Here is a 22,603-nt window from a genome sequence, read left to right on the forward strand (position 1 = left end):
CCTGCAGGAGATTTTGGGATCTCAAATCTACTACGAGTGCTGTGGTAAAGTAGAAGGTACAGAAGGTGGGAACGAGGTCTCCCATCATGTCTTAGAGGGAGTCTAGCGGACGCAAGCGCTGCTAGGCTCTCTTCTCATTTCTTTTCCGGTCTACGGGTCATTACCGCGCTAACCTGGGAGATACCCGTTAGCCAATCTGCCACCACAGGGTTGATAGAAGCAACAAGATCGAAAGCTTCTTGAATCTGGGTTTTCACGTCCACGTTTAGCAATGGTTCGACATGGGATACCCGATTTCGTAGCCGATGCAGATGAGCTACCCGCCAAAATGTTACTTCTCCGTTTACATCTTCTATGTGCGGGAACGCGTAGCGTAATGCCTCGTTCCATAATCGTGCCCGGTTAATATTAGCGCGAAGCCTGGGATTAGCCCCTGGTAAATGGTTCGGAAGCAGGTCTCGCCACATACCAAACATGATCTGAGCTAGCACATCATTATGGGTAACTTCTTGACCATAACGGTGATGATCCATAGGTCTACTCGCGGCTTGGGCTTTAGCTCTTCGTAGCGCATCTTTACGCTTAGCAGCACTGAGAGATCGCAAAGGCGCGGCAGGTTCTTGTAGCAGCCAACTGTCTATTCCTGGAATTTGCTCCTGATTCCAGGCTTGTAGCTGTTGGTCAATAGCGTTACGCAAAACAACTTCTGTGTTTCCGAGGACGGTTTGCACGGCTGCAGTTAATTCACCATGCCATCGGTACAGGTTTAGAGCCGCCTTGCGATTACCGTTACAGCGCTTCAGGTAAGGATACATGCGGGCAGCAGAAAGCGCCTCGATAACCATTTGGCGCCAATCATCCATGTCTCCGATTATCTCATGAGCCAACACATGTTGGAATGAGGTGAACACACTATGGCTGCTTCATCTCTGGTTTGAAGATTGTCCCAGAGGGCGGGCGGAAGTTTAAGTGAATCGCCCAAGTGGATATTAAGACGTCGGATTTGATAACCAACGCTTGTGCGTAATAAATGCTTTTGAACAGGTAATTTAACCTTTCGCAGGTGGGCTCAGGCAGTCTTATGCCTTGTTTCTCCCCATTGGGACGCGGTTCTCTTATTTGATTCTTAGCACCCTTCACGACGCAGGGGGTGCGATTATTACCTTGCGTTAGCGGGTTTAATTCGTGGGGGTTTCGTCCAGTTCTGGCAAAGATTGAAGAATATGAATCGTCTCTATACCTCCTTGGTTCATCACTTCCAGGATTATGTCGGTAAGGATTTCGTGTTCTTCTTTACTTGTTGAGCCTGCTTGAATTGTGTAACTGACAGTTCTGAAGTGTTTGATCGGCGTTGATTCTTCTCTAGGTCGAAGCAAGCTACCAGTCCAGCTACCTTCCTTCTTTCGTATAATTATGGGATTATTCTTGTGCGCAACTATGCGCACTTGCAGTTGTGAGTCGGATGCTGAATTCAGAGATCTCTCTAGTTGAGTTGCGAAATTGAATGCTTCAATTATGGCGTATTCAAGTTCATTTTGGGTTGCTTCATCTGGAAGGTTGGTGTACCACGTATCTTCCAGATACTGCGGTTTTGGGGGATTTACCGCTAGTTGTATGGCCACGGCGATTGTTCCGTCAAAGTCCACTTCGATAAACGAATGAAAACGTATACTCGTTTGTTTACCGGTGTACCGTCGATCACCTATTTTTAGTGGAGTTTGAATGTTATACAGGAAAGAGAAGCCGCGACCGATAGAGAACTTGGCTAGATCAATATTTTTCACTGCCTCCCCGAGGTAGTTCTTATCTAGTTTTCCTGTAAGTGGTTCCTGCGGGCTGAGAAGCAGCACAAGTGCTATTCCGGGGAATTCTTCTGCCGCTTTTGCAGTTAAATCGTCAAGGCGTTTATTTATCTGCTCTTCCGAGTGGTTGGCAAGGTTAAAGCTTTCACGGTAGAAAGATCTCAAGGATCTTTCATCGAGCCATACAGTGCTTGGTCCTTTTCTCATCGGTACTTGAAAGGCTCGTGTGTCTTTTGAATCCCCAATTTTCATCAAGTGGGGCTTGTCTGCAGAATCTGGAACACGAATGGCTACTAGATTCTTATCTCGGGATGCATCTTGATAGACGCGAATATTAATCGCTACCGGCGGGTCGATACGGTTTTCTAGCATTTGGTGAATGTCAGTCTCGGTTGTTATCTCAATGTCTACCCCTACGACTTCTGCGGCAGCACTGTCTTTTTCTGCTATACCGCAGACGATCCAACCGCCACCACTATTAGCCATAGCGCAAACATCTTTCACGAGCTCCTTCTTATCCTTTTCATTTTTGGGATGGTAGAGCTTTTGTTTGAAGTCCAGATCAGCCTGTTCCCTAACTCTCTTTGAAACCAGAGAGCTAAGGATATCAAAGGTTAAAGACGTGCGTGCTGGAATTCCAAGTTCACGGTGTAATGCCGAGGTCGCCATGTGTACTCCCCTACTTGCCCTCTTTAATGAAAATAAGTATTAGGCAACGAAAATGCTTCTGGAACGTTGTATTTAATTTCGTTTGCTTCCTTTCGAACATTGATATTCACACTTTCAAGCAAACAAGGATTTAGATAGGGCGTTGCTTCACGAACAACTAGAGCCTTTGGGGTATTAGTTCGTATGTAAGTAGCGCTTTCGCGCGTGAATCCGAGACGTTGAAGCAGAATAGTTTCACGTTTCATAGTTCCGTATTCAACGTATTCATACCAGTCATTTTCAAATTGCTCGATTTCATGAACCCGCTTGTATTCATTTGAGAATTTTAGGAAATAGTTTGACAAGCTAAAAAGGATCACATTTTCGATTACTGCTAGTACTTCACTAATAACAATGTTTCGATGTTGGAGTGAATTCTCGTATGGAACTTTCCCTTGCCCTTTGATGTAGAGGGTGCCTTGTTGTTGGCGATGTTGGAGAGAGCGAGCCATCATTGATCGTAGCCCGTGTCCTTCCATCCACTGTTCTAAGAGCACTGTGTACCAACGCAGCATCGTTAGGTCATTACTTCCATCGGCTGTTTTTCCCAAAGTTTCGGGGTCATATATCCGCCATTTGAAGATGGAAGCAAGTCTTTGCAGGAAGGAGAAAGTAGAGTCGTAGTCTAACTTTCCGTTAGGCATTGGCTTGGGATATTTAAGTCCAGCTTTTATGGCTTCGGTTAGCGACTCTGCCTGGTCAACAGAAACATTGATATCGTCGTCTTGTTCTCCTGGACGATGCGCAAATGCTCCGCGTATCTGGGTTAGCGTTTCGTTGTCTAAGAAGCTGGAGAATTCTTGTCGCACGAGACTTTGCCGATTAGCAGTGATGTCGCGTAACAGTATTAACCCGAAGCGGCGCTTCATATAGTAAAGCTCGTAGCTCTCCTTCCCCTTGGTGAACTCGATGTTGCCTTCACGGAGATCATTGATGATGTCCTGCTTCATTTTCTTACTTATGACCTGTGAGTCGGTTTCAACGGAGAGTTTTTGCTCAGGTATTTCAGTTTTGAGGAGGGATTTTGCATTTTGCTCTGTCGCTAGTTTGTCGCCGACAACAATGAAGACATTGCCGTAGAGGTTAAATTCGATGCGTCCGACACGACCTACAAGGTTTGTAAAATCGACTGGGTTCATTCCTGAGCGACCGATTTTGGTCGAGGCAATTATTAAATTATCCGCAGGTAGATTAACACCTTCAAGGAGCGTGTTGGTGCAGACCAATGTTGAGATTTTTCCTTCACGGAACAAATTCTCGATACGTTCTCGGATTGCAGGTGGAAGGTAACCAATATGGTAACCCACCCCTTTGCGAATCAGATCGCTGAGGTAATAATCCTCATGTACGTCACGCTCGATATCTTTCGCGAGTGCTTCTAAAGCTTGATCCTGTAGATTCTCCATGCCCTCGGCGTATCGCCGCGCGGCTTCGACAGCTCGTTGACGGGCGCCATAAAAGATGATGGTCTGTCCGGAGTTATTTTGTGTTTGTGATTGATCGCTGACAAACCTGGCGATGTCTTCTGCGGTTGCGACGTCGTTTTCTAACGTGACAAGATGCGTGAATTCCTGAGTGTAGTCGTTGTAGCTTGAGATGGTTTTATCATAGAGATTTATTAGGTATTTGAACTGTGCTACGGGTGAATACTGGGTTGTAACAGCTTGTTCTTTATTTTTATCGGGATCGGGGGCAACGAGCCGGAGGAATGTCTCTGGGTTAGGGATGTTCGGTGAAGCGAATATGAAACGTGGAGGACGGGGGCGTTGTTGGAGAATGGTGGCCGTTTGATAGTAGAACGGTGCTCTAGAATTTTTTCCTGATATCTTATGTGATTCGTCGAAGAATACGTAATCGAACTGTATGTCGGGCTTGCTGATGAGTAGGTATAGGAGCCGTTCTGGGGTGAGGACAAAGATGAAATTGTGTTGCCCTTCTAGGACTATGTCTCCTACGGCGCTCACTATACGATAGTCGAATCTCTCGAGGTCTTCTTCAAGCTCGTCGATGAGCTTTGAACGTGTCTCGTTAATGAGTGCTTTGGTGGGCACGATGATGGCAAAATTATCGTGTGAGCCCGATCGAACCTGATTGATTATGAAGGTTCGCATGATAAAGGATTTTCCCAGGGACGTGGGTGCCGAAAATGAGAAACGCTTATCGGTAAGTCGGTCATAAATTTGTTTTTGCGGAGCGAAGAATCGCATATCTTCTACACCGGGTATGCTCAAGTATTCAGCTTGATAGGCGTTAAATGCTGCGTCAAGAATACCGGCATTGCTCGTGACGGAGAGTTTGCGTAGCCCTGGATAGTTCCCAAGCGTAGTAAAAATGGCGGGCACGTACGCGCGAACGTGAGGATTATCTGGGTACAAGATGTTACACAGCAAAGCTATTTCTTGTGCCCAAACCCGGTGTCGATCCCGTTTAGTGGGGTGCGTTGATTTCGATAATAAGTCGGCGAAACGTAGAGCTGCTTCTACATCTACGTCATATTGTTCACGGTAAGTGAGCTGGAATCTGTGCAATCCATAGTTATAAAGCAGATTTGCGTATAGCTGATTGAGGAAAGCGTTCTCGTCTATGTCGTTAAAAACAAGTTCACCGACGTTTACCTGGTCGCTAGACATGTCCATCCCCTGTTCCGTTAACCATCCCATCCATGATGGTGGTTGCGTCGGTATCTACGTTGTCTAGGGGTAATAAATATATGTAGAAGGCGTAAGAATCTAGATTGAGTTGATTGATTTTATCGGCAATGTATTGGGCGTGAGCCGCGATATCAATCTTCATCTTATGAGCAAGCTGTGCACGGTACTGGTCATTACTGTAATTTTTCGGATCGAGACCCAGGTTATAGCAAAGAAAAATTGAAAACGCCATGTCGAATTTAGGTACACCACCCGGCCGGGGTACCAGTAAATCTTTTACCTGTTGTGCGGTTTGTGGATCTAGCGTTTTAGTGAACACGGTTTGCTCGGCAAGTTGAACTTCAACTTGCCGGTTCTTTTCTATATCGCTAACTCTCTCGAAGGCCGCATCGATAGCATCATTCATATTGCCGATTACGCTTGATGTGCCAAAAACAATGCTGGTAGTTAGACGCTGCCCGTCTGGTTGGAGCAGATGGATAGCATCACAACGGCTACGAGTCTGCCCTATCGCTCGGTTAAGCTCAATCTTGCTCAATACCTTGGGAGCTTTGAGGATCTGTTCGAGTAAGGCATATAACAGGATTTCCCCAAGCCCCACTCCCCCTCGTTGAGATCTCATACGGTTGACGGCATCAAGGGCAATGTCCTCGACAGCATCGTTTATCTTATAGTCTTCAATCTCGGCCCTGGAAAACACATAACGCCCAACATTTCTTTTCAGGAATTTCATCATCCCCGCGTAGTCGAAGCGATTATTTTGTACAGCTAGATGAAATAAACGCAGTTGTTCATCATTTCGAAGACCCAACGTTTTCTGATGCTGTACTTCAGTGAAGGTACTTGAAAAGGTATCTCCACGCAGCGTTGCGGATATCGTTGCGTCTACCATTTCACCCACCTTCACTCATCACGCTTTTTTGCCTAGAGCTGTTCCAGAATACGGAAGAAATCAGAACTGCTGTATGCCCCCTCCGGCAGCTTGACCCCGTCTTTAAACACCATGTAGTAGCGATACGTGTCACCGGCCATGTCTGCCCAGGTTCTTCCGAGCCGGCGTTTACGTTGCGAATCCGGGTTGTCGAGCTGTGCCCCTTTGGGCTCGACCATGACAATAACCCCGTTATTGGTCATAACGATGAAGTCGGGGTAATGATTGATCGGACCGTTGATGCAAAAGCCTCTACGCTCGATATTGCGGTGCCACCATCTAATGTTGTCCATGGACGAGAACCTTGAGGCGAACTCGGTCTCGTAATCATTCATCTGGTCTTCAGCTTGATATAAAGAGCCACCGATTAAAGTGGTCGAATGAACCGGCTGAATCACTGTTGGCAGCTGATAGTTGTATTGGATGTCGATATGGCGGGTTTCAACATCCTCATAAAACTTCTTCGCCTTATGATCAGTAAGCAGGCCGTCTATTTTAGTCTTGATCTTCGCGGCAACAGCATGCGGATGTTCCTGAAATGTCATTAAATCTTCAGCGTTGAAATTCTCAGCGATGCGTTTAATATAATCGCGAAGTTCTCCATCCTGGATAGAGTTAATGGGCTTTAGTCGCTGATAAATCATCTCTGCGGCGTTACGTTTCTGGGATTCCACAGAGAGCCTGCCGAAGTGTTCTCGCATAATCTTCTGATCATTGGCGCTCATCCTGAAAGCACGCGGAATATCAGTTTTATTCGTCACATCGATCCGGTACATCTGCTCATCGGCAGTCGTTAGATCCAACTGTGTGTCCTTATCGCGCAGCGTAAAATCAGCTGCTAACGCCTCATTCTTTAACAGATCAGCACCATCATCGGTAGCGGGAAATAGAACCGAGGGTGGAGTCTTGATGAAGAACTGAGGCAACCGAAGATTAGAAACTTCCGTCACAAAATCAGCAAACATTTCTGTGGTATCCACGGTATCCTCCAAATCTGCTGGCACGAAACCGTCCCCAAGCTGCGCTGCCTCTTCAGCTTCTTGCTCATAGTCGCTACCTTGCTGAGCGGCTTGGGTGAGCATATTGTCCAGGCTCGGACTTGCTGAAGCCTCTCCTTCATTTGTGCTTTCGGTTCTGCGCTGTTCTAAGTCTGCGGCCACCTCGCTTGCCTCGAATTCCAAGAACTCCTCGGTATCCGCATTTTTCGATTTCTCTTCAGAACCACTCGACATGACAGGTAATGATTCTGGCGTGCTGTTGATATCGATTGTTGTTTGGTCAGCTGCGCGGAAATCACGCTTGCTGAAACCAGCACTATTAAGCCCAGCAATGATTTGATTCAAAGTAGCATTGAAATCATTCGATGAGGTCAACACGTAACTCATGTTCAATAACTGATTTCGCTGACGGATCGCGTGCGGCTGACGGAGCACGCGGCCAAGAATCTGTTCCACATCAACCTGGCTAGTTTTGTTTGCTAAAGACGCCAAAATGTAGGCAAATGGACAATCCCAGCCTTCTTTAAGAGCATTCACAGTGATGATGAACCGGATCGGACACTCTTTGCTGAGAAGATCAACGCCTTTGAGTTCATTAATGCTTGCGGTTTTGATTGCGATCTGTTCTTCAGGGATACCAGCGGCAACCAGTTTTTCACGTAACCGTTCAAAAGATGTCGCGTCCTCACCAGTTTTAGGTTGAGCCTGGAACAACACAATCGGGCGAATATAACGCCCACCTTGATCCATCTGTAAATCGGCAGCAGCTTCTAGGGATTGCCGCAAGTCAATAGCATCGGTGATTACCTCGGTCTGAGAAGACCGGTTGTAAGCAACCACGGGGAGTTTCACCATGTTCTCGTTCTTCAACGCGAGTGCATCAACATAAGAGATAACATTCGCTTGCTTTCTTGGAGTAGCAGTCAGATCAACAATGAAAGCTGGGTTGAAATTAACCAGCATCTCTTGGCTCAAACTACTCGTAGCATGATGGGACTCATCTACAATCACCACAGGATTAAGCTGATTAATCACCTGGAAGAGTGCAGTCTCATCAGCATTTTCAATCGGCTGATCCGGGGTACCAAACGCGCTTGCAAACGAGGTTAGATTGCCGTTAGCTTGATAGGCCTTCCGACCCTCCTTACTACGGGTACGGAAAGAATCATAAGACAGCACCATCACCGATAACTGCTCAGCAACCGTAGCTGGTGAAAAATTCTGCCCAGCCAAGAGCTCCTCTTTCGAATACACCTCAACCCGGCCTGCAAAATCCATATTCAACCGTTGCCGATACGGATGAGAGGTATCCTTCAATGCGCCCAAAGTTTGCGTCAAAATAGACTCCGAGGGTACCAGCCAAACCACAGCCTTCTGGCGAGTAGGCGGCAACGCATCAAAAATCGGCTTCACCGAGGCACAAGCCAAGAACGTCTTCCCACCACCGGTAGGAACCTTGTAGCAAACATGCGGGACACCATCAACAACATTTTGATACCCCAAAATACCGCCCGCACCCACAGCAATCTGCTTTGACTGCCAGTAAGCAGCAAACGCCTCCGAAATAGTAGATTGCTGGTCAAGCTGAGAAAGAAAATCCTCCAGGTCAGCAATCACCCGTTTTTGATACTTCTTTAGCTCCATTTCCGTTACCTCCTTAAAGACGGGTGATATCCCGAGGAATCTTCTTAAACGTAATATTCAGCGCGCGTAACTCATCATCAGAAAGAACGCACGTGTCGGCATAGATAACATAGGAACCAGCACCACACTCGTCAGGAATCTGACTCAAAGTTTCCCGGTCTAGTACCGTTGCTCGATCCGGTTCGAAAACGAAAATGTAACTCGTGTCGTTATGCACACCCAAAAAATACGGATACCCATCAACAGATGCAGATTCATAAGGTGTCCGAGTCTCGGTAAACCACACGTACTCACGAACCCTCTCCACCGGAACTACAGGGTTCAAATTCCCATCAACAAACAAAGGATCACCAAGCTCAAAAAATGACATTGTTTCCACGGCATTGTCTATCTGTGAGGGTCTCTGTCTAATGATGTTCTTGATGCGCTGCGCAGTAAGCCCATCTGCATAGTCTCCGAGTTCTACGAGAATGAACTTTCGCGACCCATTATCTCGTCGATTGAGATTAAGCACGGCATGCCCCGTAGTTCCAGATCCCGCAAAAGAATCAAGCACAAGTCCGTTGCAGGGCGTGTAAAGCGACAAGAGATATTCGACTAGTTCAACCGGTTTTGGGTAATCAAAATTTAATCCCATTGCCTCGAGTGTGTATTTATTTGTTTCAGTTGTCCCCATATTGCGAAGCACGGACTGTACATAGTGGCTTTGCCTACCCTCTTTTCGATAGTAGACAGCACCGCTCTTAGTTACATAGAAGTAGTAACTCTCTTCACCTTCTTTCACAGGCTCACAGCCATTATCTAGAAACCTGCGGAGTTTCTTGGCGTTCATCCAACCGGAAAACACTCGGCATGGAGCACAAAGCCTTCCATCTCGAATATGAAGGTCGTCGAGACGAAGAGGATAGTTAACTGGAAACTGCTTGCTTAGAGTTCTAGATATATAGCCCTCCCCTTCAGCTAATACGATAAATTTATCAGCGAAATCGTGATGAGAAAGATCAAGAGTCCCCTCCGAGCTAGGGAATCCTGTCGGAAGTTCGATAATTGACGGAGGATTTTTAAAGCCGTTCTTGATCGCAGAATTCTCAACGAAATTTCGCCTAATTTTGGAATCTTCAGGGATATTTGGATCGACAACTGCATTAATACGAGACAAATTTCTGTTACGTGAATACCCGAGGATGTATTCATGGGTGCCGATGATGTCGGCTTGATTATCAGTGTTCCCAGACGACTCCCAGACGACTCCCAGACAAAAGTGACAAGATGATTACTCCGTCCAAATACCTCATCGCAAATACATCTTAGGGAAGCTTCTTCATGGTCATCAATGGAAATAAAAATAACGCCAGTTGGCGCCAAGAGCTGTTGAAGTAAGCGCAGTCTCGGGTACATCATGCATAACCATTTGTCATGACGGGATAGGTCTTCACCTTCTTTGCCTACTACCTCTCCAAGCCACTTCTTGATTTGTGGATCATTGACTGCGTCGTTGTAAACCCATCCTTCATTACCTGTGTTATATGGGGGATCAATATAAATACAGTCAACCTTTCCCCCGTATTTCGGTAGTAGCGCTTTGAGAGCTTGCAGGTTGTCGCCGTGGATGATTATGTTCTCTGAGCCATTATCCACGTCATGTTGCCCGGTCTCGTCGAATGAGTATTGTCGGTCCAGCACACGGTAGGGCACGTCGAGGTGGTGGGTGATGACTTTGTTTTTGCCCACCCAGTTCAGTTCTGGCATTGTGTGCCTCCGTTCGTTTCTTCAGTACTATTTTCGGTTCTACTCTTTTGGTCGGCTGCTTCGCCGGATCGAACCCACTCATCTATCTCAGAAAGTTTAAATTTCCATTGTCTACCTATTTTATAGGCGGGTAAATCCCGTTTATGGATCCAGCTGGTCACCGTTTCTCTACGCACCCCGAGATGTTTTTGAGCGGTTTTCATGGTGACCCATCTTTCAGAGCTTGGCTCGGTCATTTTTTACCTCCGGAATGGGGAAAGGTAACGTCTGCGGCGACATTAAACTGTGTATTTCGACCTGGGAAACAGTTTTCTCCGTTTTCGTTTTGCAGCTCCCACTGGCTTGTCACTCGCCCTTCGTAACCTTGGACTTTGAGGACGCATTGAACCTTGATTCGATTGTTTCCGGGGTGAGTATCTGGGATGACGATACGGTCTAGATTAATCGGACGAATGTATGAATCATGTGGGTTGATGCATACTAAGGTTCTCCCAATCCAGGGAATTTCGCCGATGTTCTGAAATACCCACTGATGAGTGAATTCTTGCCAAAAGCCGACACTGTGCTCTTGTAGCGCCGGGGGATTTAAGACATCCACTTTATCTCCTGAATAAAGAGGAGCAGGAAGTTGGTCGGCAGTCTTGAGTTCCTCTCCTTTAAGTCTTAGCAGATATGAACGCTCTAGAACATCACAGTTTTCGGGGTCGTGAATGATTGCCTCAAACCAGTCGGTACTAGCACGCAAAAACGGCTGTGGATCCACTGCACGGGATGATGGTAAGCCCGCATTTCTCGCAACGAGCGCGCAACGGTCTTTGAGAGTGCCGTGTTGTCTGGGCTTCGGTTTGCAGTAGTCGTACAGAAAACTGTAAAGCCCTTCTTTATCAATCGGTTCAGGAAAGGAATCTCGCATCGGTTCCGACAGTTGTTGATCTCCACGGAACAAAGCCGTCCAGTAGTTAACGCCTATAGGGTACTCACAGCCCGCTGCTTCAAAAGCTGCCCGCGCGAATTTAGCCTGACTAGTTATCGGAGTCTTCCTGGGTGGATAAAAGGCATTACAGAAGTCGCTAACCGCCACTTTCCACCCCTTTTCGTCTTTTCTAGAAGAACTTCTAGAAAAAATAGAAGTTCTGACCCCGGTTCTGCCAACCATCTAGGAATCCTGCTTGGTTTCATTTGATGTGTGAGCAAAAAGCGTAGCTACCGAAAATCCCTTTATGGCGATTATCTCACAACAAGCTAGTGCTAACGCTCACCAACACACACCAGATCCGTGGATAAACGGTTTGAACGATAAGGAGGTGATCTGGGTGGCTAGAAAGAATACACGTCAGACGTCGAAGAAGGTTGCGTCTAAGGCAAGCAAGATTCTCAGCGATGGCCGTTACGGCAAGGCCGCGAAGAGTGTTGCTGGTTCAGCTCTTTCGCAGACTAAACCTGGCAACTCAAAAAAGTAGCAATCTGACCGTCCAGTTTTGGGGTTTCCCATGACTTACAAGTGAGGGGTGGTTGCTGCTGGTGGCCAACGGCGCATCTTCCCCCTCAAGCTCGAAGTTTTAGCTTCGAGGGTCTGCCTGGCGGGCAAGCACCTCCACAGCGTACGTGGTTGTGGTTGTAGACAAACAAGTTCACTAATGAGACCTGCTCTGGGAGCGCTCGGCGGGTCACCCTCAACATGTCTTCGGGCAAGCGAGGGTGGCTCGCCTTTGTCGTTTCCTTAGTGGCCTTCACTAGTGATCTGAGCATTCTGAAGAAAACCAAGGACTACTCCCCAGTACTACGTGACCGGCAACCACGAACCCATCGTCGATCCAAAAGTCTGGGACCAGTTTCAATACGAACTCGCCACCCGCCACGCGGCCAACACCGCCAAAATCGGACTATTTTCTAGCCGCCTAAAATGTGCAGATTGCGGATCCTGGTACGGACCCAAAACCTGGGCATCCAACACTAAATACAAACACACGATCTGGCGATGCAACCACAAATACGACCATCCCCGTCCCTGCCAGACCGCTACCTTGCGTGATGAGCAAATACAGACCGCGTTCCTTTCCGCACTGGGCCAGCTCGCTAAAAACTATCGCGGGAAAGAAAACCTACCACAAGCCATCACCGAAATGTTTAATACTGACCAGCTCGAGGCAGAATCCAGCCACCTAGATGACAAGATCTGCGTTCTCGCCAACCAGATCGAGGAGCTGATCGCTGAGAATCAACGCCTAGCGCAAGACCAAGAACAATACCTCGCCAAATACACCCAACTAGACGCGAAATACCAGAAAACACTCGCAGAAAAACACGCCGTTAACGCACAGACAGCGGCTAAAAACGCCAAAGCCACCGCGATCAAAACCACCTACTCCCAGCTAGCCGGCAAACCCATCGAACACTTCCAGCCCTGTTAATGGAACGCCCTGATCGACCACGCCATCATCGGCGCAAACCAGATCCGGTTCATCTTTAGAACCGGAAAAGAAATTAGTATGCCGCGCTAATAAGGTTTTTATCTCTTAAATATTTCGCGTAACTATAGCCCTCTGATAAAAAGAGGGAAATTTTTAGTCAGCTAGCCGATTGAAAAATTCTTCTTCGCTGATAACTTCAATAGGCGAGCCTTTCTCACGCATTTGTGAAGCTTTGAGCAGCTTCCGAGATGCTGAAGATCCTTCAACCCACGAACGGGGATTTGGGATACCCACTACCAGCACAGTAGTTTTCTTCGTTAGGCTCTTGTCTGCCACACCACCTATAGCACTCACGAGCTGTTGCGCAGCTGCGCGTTGACCATGCTTTAAAGTACCGGTAAAAACCACGTGTTCACCTTCGAGAGCTCTAGATTTTCCGTACCTTTCAATAAGTTGATCTACCCCCAACTGATCAGCTAGTATTCCAGAACGTTCAGACTTGGTCTTGGATTTAGTATTGAATTTATTTCCAGTTGGCGGACACAATTCTTCAAGTTTCTCGAAACCAAACTCTTGCACCATCCTGGCAAAAATCATTCCCGCAGCCTTAGCATCAGCGGCAGCCTGATGATGCTCGAAAACCCCGTCGGGGAAAAAGTAATAAAAAACCTCATCCAGTGATTTGCGTTCCAATTTTCCGGCTAGAATTTTTCTCGCTAACCGCACGGTGCAAAACCGCCTGTTAGGAATTGCCTCAGTGTTATACAAATCCGCTAGATCTGAAAGCACATAACCGTCGAAAGCCATATTATGCGCAACGATTGGCCGATCCCCGATGAAAGACGCTACTCGATCGGCTATCTGCGACCACTGCGGCGCATCCGCAACATCGTCCGCAGTGATGCCATGAACCCACACGTTAACAGGGTTAAAATAATCCACATCTGGATGCGGATGTAGTAGCTGATAGTAACTATCAGCAAGCTGTCCATCATTATCAAAGAGAGCCAAGCCTACCGCACAGGCAGAACGACGCTGTTCATTAGCTGTCTCGAAATCAATAGCAACGAATTCACCCATAGATACCCTCCACTACATCAACATCTTATTCTCCGTTAGCGAGTTAAACCCCAAAACCATATCCGAACAGGGAAGACAAGATACTAGGTAACGCAAGACCCAAACCCGCTAACGCAAGCGATTTTTCACACCCCCCTAAGCGATACTCGCTAACGCAAGAGGGTACTTATCAAATCCGACGTCTAAGTGGAGCGAGTGACGGGAATCGAACCCGCATGACCAGCTTGGAAGGCTGGGGCTCTACCATTGAGCTACACTCGCAACTGACTTTCGCTTCAAGTTAACGGAAGCCGCGAAAAACAGTGTAACCTATAGAAGGTCAGAAAATAAAACTGACGGGGCGTGGCGCAGCTTGGTAGCGCACCTGCTTTGGGAGCAGGGAGTCGCAGGTTCAAATCCTGTCGCCCCGACCATGTGTGATGTCCCGCGACATATGTCCGCATAGGTCGCGGGATTTTCTTCTTTCTAGCATGGTCTTTGGCTGCATAGTCTGCCTGTACGCACGGGAAAGAGGTTTTTCCTCTCGCCCAAAGTTCGGAAAATACTTGCGTATTTCCCAAACTTTATGCCCACCGCACCCACTCGGATAAAACCTCTTCCCCGCGCTTTTCATGCCCAATCCGTGTGGGAATAACATTTTTCCACCTTAATAACGATCAGTAAAGCGGGGCGAAACGAAAGAAAACTCCCTACCTTTGGGCAGGAGGAAAAACCAACGCCCCTGCTTGAACTCCAGGTATGGCGAATATGGTGCCCGCCACCTAAAAACCACAAAAGAAATCTGTATTAAGCGCTTGACACAATACCTCCAACAGAGTTACTGTATTACTACACTAATACAGTGATGAAAGGAGGAACCCTTGGAGCTAAACTCAGCGATTCCTATTTGGAGTCAACTGCGCGATGAGTTTTCTCGTCGGATAACTTCTGGAAGCTGGCCACCAGGGAGCAAGATCCCCAGCGTGCGCGACCTCGCGCAAATGGTAGGCGCCAACCCGAATACGGTGCAACGCGCCCTATCGGAACTAGAACGCGAAGGGCTGGCAGTATCAGAGCGCACCGCCGGACGGTTCGTAACCCAAGACCAGGACAAGATCTGGCTGACTCGCCAAAAAATATTCCTAGAACACACCGACCAGTATGCCGCCACCATGAAAAAAGCTGGCGCTACCCTACCCCAAACACTTGACCTTGTAGAAAAACAATGGAAGAAGGGAAAATCTCATGACTGCTAATCAGTTTAACCAGTTCCCAACGCCTCCGGCTTCTAGCCTCGGTGCAAACCCCGAACCATCGATAACGCCCAGCCCGGCAAATGAACACCTCGGTGCGCAGACGACTGCTCCCGCTATTGAAATAAAAGGAGTATCGAAGTTCTACGGGTCTCAGATCGGACTAGTTAACGCCAACCTAACCTTGCCCAGTGGCGGCATAGTCGGCCTCATGGGGCCGAACGGGTGTGGAAAAACTACCCTAATGAAAATCTTGGCTGGGGTAATGCAGGATTACGAGGGCGAGGTTCGGCTTTTCGGGAAAACTCCCGGAGCCGAGACCAAAGCCTTCACCTCCTACCTACCCGACAGCTCATTGTTGGCAGATAATCTCACTCCGCGCTCCGCAATCCGCCAATACCGGGACTTCTTCACCGATTTCGATTCGGCGAAAGCCTACGAAATGATCGATTTTTTCCGTCTCCCAGCTGACAGAAAATTATCTGCCATGTCCAAGGGGATGCGTGAAAAACTGCAAGTAGCGCTGATTATGTCGCGAAATGCGCGCGTCTATCTGCTGGATGAGCCCATTAGCGGGGTGGATCCGGCGGCGCGGGACGTAATCTTGCGAGCCGTTATTTCGCGGTTCAATCCCCAGGCAGTAATGCTGCTATCGACCCACTTGATTAACGATGTGGAACCCGTGGTTTCTACCGCCGTATTCATGTCGGCAGGACAAGTATTTTTAACCGGAGATGCCGACCAGCTCCGCAGCACCTATCAAACCAGTCTGGACGGACTCTTTAGGGGGATGTACCGATGATTACTAAAATAATGAAACACGATTTCCTGGCGCTGCGTAAACCGCTAGGTATCACCATTGGTTTGACCTTGCTGACCGCAATCTTGAGCGCAATAGCCGTCTCAATTCTACGTAACTCCGTAGCCGTAGGGTCTACCATATTTTTATTAGCATTCTTAGGAATGCTAGCCGCCTACCTGGTTTATTCGATAATCCTTTTAGTTCACTATTACCGTTCCATGTATGGCAAAACTGGGTATTTCACCATGTCAATCCCGGCAAGGCCTACCGAGCTTTTTTGGGCAAAAAGCCTTTTTAACCTCTTAGCTCTCTGCCTTTGCACGCTAGTGATTTTTTGCGGAGGACTACTGCTATTCACATCTTTATTTTTAGAAGATACCACTGGCGCCGCTCTAAAATCCTTCTTCACAACCATTCAGACCTGGCAAGTAGCTTTTCTGCTTCTGATAGCCATGCTACTATCCTCGATTTCCAGTGTTTTCATTTACCAGTTCATAGTTACCGCCGGCAACCGGCGACCTTTCCTGGATCGTTTCGGAAAAATTGGCGGCCCGATATTAGTAGCAGTGCTGGTGTATGTAGGAATGCAAATTATTGGCTTCCTGCTGATGCTTCTCCCTGGGCAGCTGGTATTTTTCGCCCCCGATGCCCCCTTTATTTCTCTGGATTGGGATGGAATTCTCTTCACTATATTTGGACCGATTGACCCCAGTGAGTCTAATCCTGTGGAACCCCCGTCGATTTCAATCTGGTGGCTGCTCGGCACCGCCGCGCTCACGGCAGTCGCAGGCTATCTCACGACTGTCTCCCTAAAGAAAGGTACTTCCCTGCGCTAAGGAAAGTGAATGACAGAAGATCTCTCGGCCACCTCCAGGGATCCTTCATTCGGGAAGCATAAAAAGAAAAAACCATAAACGAAAGCCCCTAGCAGGAAACTGCTAGGGGCTTTTTCTTAACTTCGAGCTTTACTCAAAATCGTCTGCCGGGCTGTACAGCCCCAGCTTTACCGCTTTGGCCAGGTGACGAGGTGCCACATAGGAACGTCCATCATTGCCCTTGACCGAAGTAAGCTGGGGTGCCTTGGCTTTCCAAGCAGACCGCCGAGTGCGGGTATTCGCACGAGACATTTTGCGCTTTGGTACTGCCATCACGGACTCCTCTAACTAAAACAAATAGAAAAATAACCTCTACAACTGTGCCATTTATAGCGATAAGTTTCCAGTTTCAACCATGTGATTTGTACCGCGAGCACGCTTTATCTCGCGCGGAAAGAGCAGAAAACTATCCTTTTTCATTTCTGAGGACGCCCTCGCCTTAATCCTAAATGATCCCCCTCCCCCAGCTTACTTATAGATAGTATCAAGCTATGCGCACTATCTATGCCCCTGCCCGCAGCGAAATCGAGATTAAGCGCTCCCGTTTTATCGCCTCCTGCGCGCGCACCGATTCTGAGGAGGCTGCCCGCGAGTTTATCGCCCAGATTCGCCGCGAGTTTCCCGACGCCCGCCACCACTGCACCGCTTTTATCATTCACCAAGATACTGGGCCGGACACTGCTCGCAGTAGTGACGATGGAGAACCGGCGGGAACTGCCGGAGGTCCGATGCTCAAAGTCTTGACCGAATCCGGGTTAACCAATGTTACCTGCGTAGTTACCCGTTATTTCGGGGGAACTAAACTGGGTACCGGCGGGTTGGTACGTGCCTATTCGGAGGCAGTACAACAAGTACTGAAAAAAGCCCAGACCGTACGCTTGATTACCCAACCTTCCTACCAGTTACATTTACCAATCGGGGAAGCCGGAAAGATCGAAGCTAAGCTAACTCAAAATGGTTACCAGATCCTCGCGCGCGACTTTGGCCAGGATGCTACCTTGCGCTTTTCTGCCCCGCTTGAAACTACCAAATCGCAGATCGAAAGCTACTTATCGAGCATCAGCGGGCGGGAAATAAGCATAGAGACGGCACCGAATATTACTTCACAAGTGCGAGAGTAATCTCCGCCTAGCCAAATATTTTTTCAAGCTCTTCCTCTGCTTCTTTAGAGCAGATATTAAGGTAGGTGTCGCGCGGCTACCTGTCCCTATCTCCACCGCGATAGCAGCGAGCTGATGGCGAGCAAGCATCCCCAAATTTTACTGATCGCATAAAAGTTGCGACTACAAAACCGAAGATGTTACAACTTGAAGCATCAGAGTTCTCACGGCAGATTGGAGAGGCAAATGTTGTTCCTTGCCCCCTCTCACTGTCGTCTATGTATCTAGGGGCATCCCGCCGACCGCTAAGGAGCGGGCTGTCCCTCGGGGCAACAAAGTATTTTTCTGCCCCGATTCCTAACTTTTATAACTGGATACCTCCAGTTCGTCACCGCAAATAATTTAAGGAAAATCATGAATATCGCAAAAGACGTAACTGAACTTATTGGCCACACTCCCCTACTAAAAATCAATCAGCTACTACCAGCCGATACTGACAGCGAAGTGGTAGCTAAAGTTGAATCCTTCAACCCTGCCTCCTCGGTTAAAGACCGAGTGGCGCTAGCGATGCTAAACGCCGCCGAAGCCTCCGGAAAGTTAAAGCCGGGCGGCACTATTGTGGAATCTACCTCTGGAAATACCGGGGTGGCGCTAGCAATGGTAGGAGCTGCCCGTGGCTACAAAGTGGTAATCACTATGCCCGAATCTATGTCCAAAGAGCGTCGCGCCCTGATGCGAGCTTTTGGAGCCGAGTTAGTACTAACCCCGGCGGCGAAGGGAATGCAAGGCACCGTAGATGCCGCACAAAAAGTGGTAGCTGAACGCGAAGGCGCCATTTTGGCTTCCCAGTTCACCAACCCTGCCAACCCCCAGACTCACTATGAAAACACTGCCGAAGAAATCTGGGCAGACGCCAACGGCCAGGTTGACGTTTTCGTTGCCGGAATCGGAACTGGCGGCACCGTCACCGGAGTAGGCAGGCGCCTGAAGGAGCTAAATCCCGATATCGAAGTCTTCGGGATTGAACCGGAAGAGTCCGCCCTGCTAACTACCGGTAAGGCTGGGGCACACGGTATTCAAGGTATCGGAGCAAACTTTGTGCCGGATATTTTGGATTCGAAAGTGCTGACTAAAGTGCTCACGGTTAAAACTGAGGATGCCATCGCCATGGCACGCAAAGCTGCCGCTAAGGAGGGACTGCTTGTAGGAATTTCTGCTGGTTCTGCCTTGGTGGGAGCGTTGCGTTTAGCGCAAAGCCCTGATATGAAAGGTAAACGTATCGTGACTTTGCTACCCGATACTGGCGAGCGTTACCTAACTACCCCGCTGTTTAAAGATTTGATGGACTAGGAGCAACCATGGCGAAGCCGGAACCGACTTTAATCCAACTTTGTAAAGAAGACCTAGCAGCAGCTATTAACTCGGATCCGGCTGCCCGCAACGCCCTAGAGGTGGCATTAACTTATCCGGGAGTGCATGCGGTTTGGGCTTACCGCCTGGCGCATATGTTGTTTAAGAAAAACTTTAAACTTCTGGCCAGGATAGTTTCTTCAATTTCCCGCAGCTATACCGGAGTAGATATTCACCCGGGAGCCCGCCTGGGTCGCCGCCTCTTTATTGATCATGCCAACGGAGTAGTAATCGGAGAAACCACTAAGATCGGTACCGATTGCGTACTGTTTCACCAAGTCACCTTGGGTGGGGTGTCAATGTCGAAAGGCAAACGGCACCCCACCCTCGGGGATCGGGTGATGGTAGGAGCCGGCGCCAAAGTGCTCGGCCCCATCCACGTGGGCTCGGATGCGCGAATTGCTGCCAATGCGGTAGTGGTTCGTGATGTGCCTGCCGGATGCTCCGCGATTGGGGTTCCCGCGCGGGTATCTCCCGGCTGCAGCCAGCAAAAGACCGCGGAACTGATTATTGACCCCACCTTGTTTATCTAGGGGGTAGCGGCGGCTCAAACCGGAGAAGCTAACCGCCGCTGGCGGCGGCGTCCTCGAAAAATATAGCTGCAAGGACACACTGCTAGGTAAGCAGCAGGCACGCGCTCAGATTTTTCCCCCCCAGAGCGGAAGGATAACGGCATCGGCGCTAACCGGTTTAACAGTGGATTAGAAAGTTCTTCATGGTGAACGTATCGACCCGGCAACCACGGTCTTCGACTACAATTTAGGAAACTAGCTACTTGCGGAGGGAAAATGATTAACAAGGTTCCGGAAATAGTCGCCGGAATAACTCGCGGAGACGCCGATGCCTGGGAAAAGGCACGCGTCTTACTCACTGATTACTACTGCCAAAGAGACAATCCCCGGATTACTTTGTTTTCCCTGACTTCAAAGTTTCCTCCTAGTTTTCCTCTGCAGCCGCAAATGGCGGCTGCTTCTTGGGAAGGGGGCTTAAATCTGCGAGATTGCGATCTGCTAGCGCTTGCGAATCTAGATCTGCAGGTAGATAGTAAAGGCTTAGATCAGCTTTTTGCTTCCGAGCCTTTACCGGAATTACTTGCTCAGATCCCGACCGACACCCAACTAGTGGATATTGCCGATCAGGTTTTAGAAACTGAGACCGGACCGCTTGCGCAGATTTGGACGGCACTAACGAAGGATCCGTTGGTGCTAAAACCCAAGGCGGCAGCGGCGCTATTGGCTCGGCTACGTCCGTCGGCGCTCCCCCTCTTTACTAAGGATGACCGCCGCCCCTGGGGAGAGATTCCAGATTATGTACAGTTTTGCCAAGATCTTCATGGTTTGTTGCTAGCTGAACGCGGGCGCTTGGCTCACCAGCTTTACTATCTGCGCGAATCTTTGGAACTGCCCGAATGGATTTCCCAAATTCAGCTGTTACAAGCGTTAGTATTCGCGGAATATCAGGAACAGCGGGCAGCCGAAAAACAGCGGCTCCGCCAAGAAAAAGCTACTCGCCGCCAAGAAAAGGCAGAAGAAAAACTCCGTAAAAAACTGGCTAAGCGCACCAAGAAGCAGCACAAGAAAATCGCGAAACAGCAGGATGCCCGCAGCAAAGCCCAAAAGCTGGCCGAGGAAAAAGCCCAGCAGGCTCAACGAGAAGAGGATAATAAAACCGGCCAGGAACACCAGGGATTAATAGCAGATTCAGATCCCAGACACTTGGGTTCCGAAGAACCAGCAGATCTGGGGAATTCGCGCGCGGCTCGTAGCCGACGTGGGCGCCACGTGCGGGGCGAGGACGGCGATGACGGTTTCATTTCCACTGACCCGGTCTCCTTACCGCGTTAAGCAATCCAGTTCATTTTCCTGCCCCTTAGCTAGCGGCCGCAGCTAAGGGGCAGGAACTTTTTAACCCTCCCCCTTAAAATGAAACTATGACGAGTTTTGATCTGGAAACCTACTCCCAAGGTTTAACTGACTTTATTACTGCTTCTCCTTGCGCCAGTTTCGCTGCCCGCACCTTGGCCGATATCTACCGCTCCCAGGGCTTTAAACCAGTAGATGCCACTAAACCTTGGCCGCGCGGTGCCGGACGTTACTTTTTATGCCGCAAAGGCGCCCTCATCGCCTGGATCGTACCTACTGGATCCCCCAAGGGATTCCGCATCATCGGCAGCCACACTGATTCTCCGGCCTTCAAACTAAAACCTACCCCTGATAGTTTTAGTCCCGATGGTTGGGGGCAGCTCAACGTAGAGATCTATGGGGGAATGCTCCCTAACTCCTGGCTAAACCGGGAACTGGGCATCGCCGGGATCGTCTATGACCGAACTGGAAAATCCCACCTGGTGCGTACCGATCCGATCGCTACTATTCCCCAGCTAGCTCCCCACCTGGATCGGGAATCCGCCAACCACCTGGAATTAGACCGCCAGCAACACTTGCGTCTCCTCTGGCAGGTAGGGGGATCCTCTCGCAAAATTTTGGAGGTAATCGCTGGGCAAGCTGGCCTTGCCGGAGCCGATGAGATCTCTAGTCACGAGCTCTACACTTTCGATACTCATGCCCCGCAGCGGCTGGGAACTACCGGAGAATTCTTGGCATCGGCTCGTCAAGACAATCTTCTCTCGGTCTATAGCGCCACGAGGGCACTACTAAGCCTGGCTGACCTGGATTTTCAAGGAGACAATATTCTAATTAGCGCCGCCTTTGACCATGAGGAAGTAGGTTCTCACACCGAAACTGGGGCTGCCGGACCGTTACTGGAACAGGTGCTGCGTCGCTGCGCCGGCACCACCGGTCAAGAGGAAGCATTTGAACGGATGCTGGCCGCTTCCTCGTGCCTATCAGCCGATGTTGCCCACTCGGTAAACCCCAACTATCCCGAAAAACACGACCCTGATACCCGTCCGGTGATGGGATCTGGCCCGGTACTAAAGCTCAATGCCTCCCAGCGTTATGCCACCGACGCTGCCGGCTGGCACATTTGGGAGGACGCAGCTAGGCGCTCCGGGGTTAAGACTCAACGCTTTGTGTCAAACAATACAGTCACCTGTGGGTCAACTATCGCGCCGATGACCGCTACTCGATTAGGAATCACCACTATTGATGTGGGAGTTCCGATTCTGTCGATGCATGCTGCCCGGGAAATGTGTGCACTTAGCGACCAGGTTCAGATGACGAAAATAATGCGAGCTTATCTGCAGAAATAAGC

19 protein-coding genes, 2 tRNA genes and 1 pseudogene are annotated in these 22,603 nt (G+C 49.0%); 10 read left to right on the plus strand and 12 right to left on the minus strand.

All coding sequences use genetic code 11. The annotated features are described in order from the left end of the window. Positions 1-134 precede the first annotated feature (134 nt). The 9 genes and pseudogenes from RDM26_RS02290 to RDM26_RS02330 form a co-directional block, all read right to left on the minus strand. Positions 135-911, minus strand: coding sequence for a hypothetical protein (locus RDM26_RS02290; protein WP_307737440.1), 777 nt, complete (start codon positions 909-911; stop codon positions 135-137). Positions 912-1,178: 267 nt separating this feature from the next. After that, entirely contained in the window at positions 1,179-2,471 is a 1,293-nt protein-coding gene (locus tag RDM26_RS02295) for an RNA-binding domain-containing protein (protein WP_307737441.1), read from the minus strand. A 23-nt stretch (positions 2,472-2,494) separates the two neighbouring features. After that, positions 2,495-5,140, minus strand: coding sequence for a DEAD/DEAH box helicase (locus RDM26_RS02300; RefSeq protein WP_307737442.1), 2,646 nt, complete (start codon positions 5,138-5,140; stop codon positions 2,495-2,497). Next, the gene (locus tag RDM26_RS02305) at positions 5,133-6,053 is read right to left on the minus strand and encodes a Hachiman antiphage defense system protein HamA (protein ID WP_307737443.1); all 921 of its coding nucleotides are present in this window, start codon (positions 6,051-6,053) and stop codon (positions 5,133-5,135) included. Before RDM26_RS02305 ends, RDM26_RS02300 begins: the two co-directional genes overlap by 8 nt. A 32-nt stretch (positions 6,054-6,085) precedes the next feature. Continuing rightward, a complete protein-coding gene (locus RDM26_RS02310) occupies positions 6,086-8,734 on the minus strand; it encodes a DEAD/DEAH box helicase family protein (protein ID WP_307737444.1) in 2,649 nt (882 codons plus the stop codon). Between the two features lie 13 nt (positions 8,735-8,747). Continuing rightward, entirely contained in the window at positions 8,748-9,989 is a 1,242-nt protein-coding gene (locus RDM26_RS02315) for a DNA methyltransferase (protein WP_307737498.1), read from the minus strand. A gap of 47 nt (positions 9,990-10,036) precedes the next feature. Continuing rightward, positions 10,037-10,483, minus strand: a pseudogene (locus RDM26_RS02320) (DNA methyltransferase); the annotation flags it as partial. After that, positions 10,471-10,719, minus strand: a complete 249-nt coding sequence (locus tag RDM26_RS02325) for a helix-turn-helix domain-containing protein (protein WP_307737445.1) — start codon at positions 10,717-10,719, stop codon at positions 10,471-10,473. The pseudogene RDM26_RS02320 and the gene RDM26_RS02325, both read right to left, overlap by 13 nt. Then, on the minus strand, positions 10,716-11,639 hold the full coding sequence (locus tag RDM26_RS02330) for a hypothetical protein (protein WP_307737446.1): 924 nt from the start codon (positions 11,637-11,639) through the stop codon (positions 10,716-10,718). Before RDM26_RS02330 ends, RDM26_RS02325 begins: the two co-directional genes overlap by 4 nt. 628 nt (positions 11,640-12,267) lie before the next feature. Between RDM26_RS02330 and RDM26_RS02335 the strand changes: the two genes are divergently transcribed. Beyond that, positions 12,268-12,894, plus strand: coding sequence for a recombinase zinc beta ribbon domain-containing protein (locus RDM26_RS02335; RefSeq protein WP_307737447.1), 627 nt, complete (start codon positions 12,268-12,270; stop codon positions 12,892-12,894). 153 nt (positions 12,895-13,047) lie between these two features. On the opposite strand, the gene RDM26_RS02340 is transcribed toward RDM26_RS02335, so the two are convergent. Together RDM26_RS02340 and RDM26_RS02345 are read right to left on the minus strand one after the other, a co-directional pair. After that, positions 13,048-13,974, minus strand: coding sequence for an exonuclease domain-containing protein (locus tag RDM26_RS02340; protein WP_307737448.1), 927 nt, complete (start codon positions 13,972-13,974; stop codon positions 13,048-13,050). A gap of 187 nt (positions 13,975-14,161) precedes the next feature. Further along, positions 14,162-14,235 (minus strand) — tRNA-Gly (locus RDM26_RS02345). Between the two features lie 75 nt (positions 14,236-14,310). On the opposite strand from RDM26_RS02345, the gene RDM26_RS02350 reads away from it, so the two are divergent. The 4 genes from RDM26_RS02350 to RDM26_RS02365 all read left to right on the plus strand — a co-directional run bounded on the left by RDM26_RS02350 (position 14,311) and on the right by RDM26_RS02365 (position 16,844). Continuing rightward, a tRNA-Pro gene (locus RDM26_RS02350) sits at positions 14,311-14,387 on the plus strand. Between the two features lie 447 nt (positions 14,388-14,834). Further along, on the plus strand, positions 14,835-15,209 hold the full coding sequence (locus tag RDM26_RS02355; protein WP_307737449.1) for a GntR family transcriptional regulator: 375 nt from the start codon (positions 14,835-14,837) through the stop codon (positions 15,207-15,209). Then, complete coding sequence (locus tag RDM26_RS02360) at positions 15,199-16,008, plus strand: ATP-binding cassette domain-containing protein (RefSeq protein ID WP_307737450.1); 810 nt, start codon at positions 15,199-15,201, stop codon at positions 16,006-16,008. Before RDM26_RS02355 ends, RDM26_RS02360 begins: the two co-directional genes overlap by 11 nt. Continuing rightward, positions 16,005-16,844, plus strand: coding sequence for a hypothetical protein (locus RDM26_RS02365; RefSeq protein WP_307737451.1), 840 nt, complete (start codon positions 16,005-16,007; stop codon positions 16,842-16,844). Before RDM26_RS02360 ends, RDM26_RS02365 begins: the two co-directional genes overlap by 4 nt. 129 nt (positions 16,845-16,973) lie before the next feature. Here the strand turns inward: RDM26_RS02365 and rpmF are convergent, their stop codons facing one another. Further along, positions 16,974-17,156, minus strand: coding sequence for a 50S ribosomal protein L32 (gene rpmF / locus RDM26_RS02370; protein ID WP_022863893.1), 183 nt, complete (start codon positions 17,154-17,156; stop codon positions 16,974-16,976). A 218-nt stretch (positions 17,157-17,374) separates the two neighbouring features. Between rpmF and RDM26_RS02375 the strand changes: the two genes are divergently transcribed. The 5 genes from RDM26_RS02375 to RDM26_RS02395 all read left to right on the plus strand — a co-directional run bounded on the left by RDM26_RS02375 (position 17,375) and on the right by RDM26_RS02395 (position 22,601). Continuing rightward, positions 17,375-18,004: a YigZ family protein gene (locus RDM26_RS02375; RefSeq protein WP_307737452.1), complete on the plus strand. Its 630-nt coding sequence runs from the start codon at positions 17,375-17,377 to the stop codon at positions 18,002-18,004. A 390-nt stretch (positions 18,005-18,394) separates the two neighbouring features. Continuing rightward, positions 18,395-19,333 carry a cysteine synthase A gene (gene cysK, locus RDM26_RS02380; RefSeq protein ID WP_307737499.1) on the plus strand — a complete coding sequence of 313 codons (939 nt, stop codon included), beginning with the start codon at positions 18,395-18,397 and terminating at the stop codon, positions 19,331-19,333. Positions 19,334-19,341: 8 nt separating this feature from the next. Then, positions 19,342-19,926 (plus strand): serine O-acetyltransferase, encoded by a 585-nt coding sequence (gene cysE / locus RDM26_RS02385; RefSeq protein WP_307737453.1) that lies wholly within the window; start codon positions 19,342-19,344, stop codon positions 19,924-19,926. Positions 19,927-20,181: 255 nt separating this feature from the next. Next, the gene (locus RDM26_RS02390; protein ID WP_307737454.1) at positions 20,182-21,237 is read left to right on the plus strand and encodes a DUF6308 family protein; all 1,056 of its coding nucleotides are present in this window, start codon (positions 20,182-20,184) and stop codon (positions 21,235-21,237) included. A gap of 86 nt (positions 21,238-21,323) precedes the next feature. Next, on the plus strand, positions 21,324-22,601 hold the full coding sequence (locus tag RDM26_RS02395; protein WP_307737455.1) for a M18 family aminopeptidase: 1,278 nt from the start codon (positions 21,324-21,326) through the stop codon (positions 22,599-22,601). Positions 22,602-22,603: the final 2 nt, after the last annotated feature.

Source organism: uncultured Varibaculum sp., assembly GCF_902489465.1.
Lineage (GTDB): Bacteria > Actinomycetota > Actinomycetes > Actinomycetales > Actinomycetaceae > Varibaculum.

What these genes read in the sequence shown, in the direction of transcription:
- RDM26_RS02365 (WP_307737451.1), top strand. Translation starts at nt 16,005, where the DNA reads ATGATTACTAAAATAATGAAACACGATTTCCTGGCGCTGCGTAAACCG.
- RDM26_RS02310 (WP_307737444.1), bottom strand. Translation starts at nt 8,734, where the DNA reads ATGGAGCTAAAGAAGTATCAAAAACGGGTGATTGCTGACCTGGAGGAT.
- RDM26_RS02395 (WP_307737455.1), top strand. Translation starts at nt 21,324, where the DNA reads ATGACGAGTTTTGATCTGGAAACCTACTCCCAAGGTTTAACTGACTTT.
- RDM26_RS02375 (WP_307737452.1), top strand. Translation starts at nt 17,375, where the DNA reads ATGCGCACTATCTATGCCCCTGCCCGCAGCGAAATCGAGATTAAGCGC.
- RDM26_RS02325 (WP_307737445.1), bottom strand. Translation starts at nt 10,719, where the DNA reads ATGACCGAGCCAAGCTCTGAAAGATGGGTCACCATGAAAACCGCTCAA.
- RDM26_RS02330 (WP_307737446.1), bottom strand. Translation starts at nt 11,639, where the DNA reads ATGGTTGGCAGAACCGGGGTCAGAACTTCTATTTTTTCTAGAAGTTCT.
- RDM26_RS02340 (WP_307737448.1), bottom strand. Translation starts at nt 13,974, where the DNA reads ATGGGTGAATTCGTTGCTATTGATTTCGAGACAGCTAATGAACAGCGT.
- RDM26_RS02295 (WP_307737441.1), bottom strand. Translation starts at nt 2,471, where the DNA reads ATGGCGACCTCGGCATTACACCGTGAACTTGGAATTCCAGCACGCACG.
- RDM26_RS02305 (WP_307737443.1), bottom strand. Translation starts at nt 6,053, where the DNA reads ATGGTAGACGCAACGATATCCGCAACGCTGCGTGGAGATACCTTTTCA.
- rpmF (WP_022863893.1), bottom strand. Translation starts at nt 17,156, where the DNA reads ATGGCAGTACCAAAGCGCAAAATGTCTCGTGCGAATACCCGCACTCGG.
- RDM26_RS02390 (WP_307737454.1), top strand. Translation starts at nt 20,182, where the DNA reads ATGATTAACAAGGTTCCGGAAATAGTCGCCGGAATAACTCGCGGAGAC.
- RDM26_RS02360 (WP_307737450.1), top strand. Translation starts at nt 15,199, where the DNA reads ATGACTGCTAATCAGTTTAACCAGTTCCCAACGCCTCCGGCTTCTAGC.
- cysE (WP_307737453.1), top strand. Translation starts at nt 19,342, where the DNA reads ATGGCGAAGCCGGAACCGACTTTAATCCAACTTTGTAAAGAAGACCTA.
- RDM26_RS02300 (WP_307737442.1), bottom strand. Translation starts at nt 5,140, where the DNA reads ATGTCTAGCGACCAGGTAAACGTCGGTGAACTTGTTTTTAACGACATA.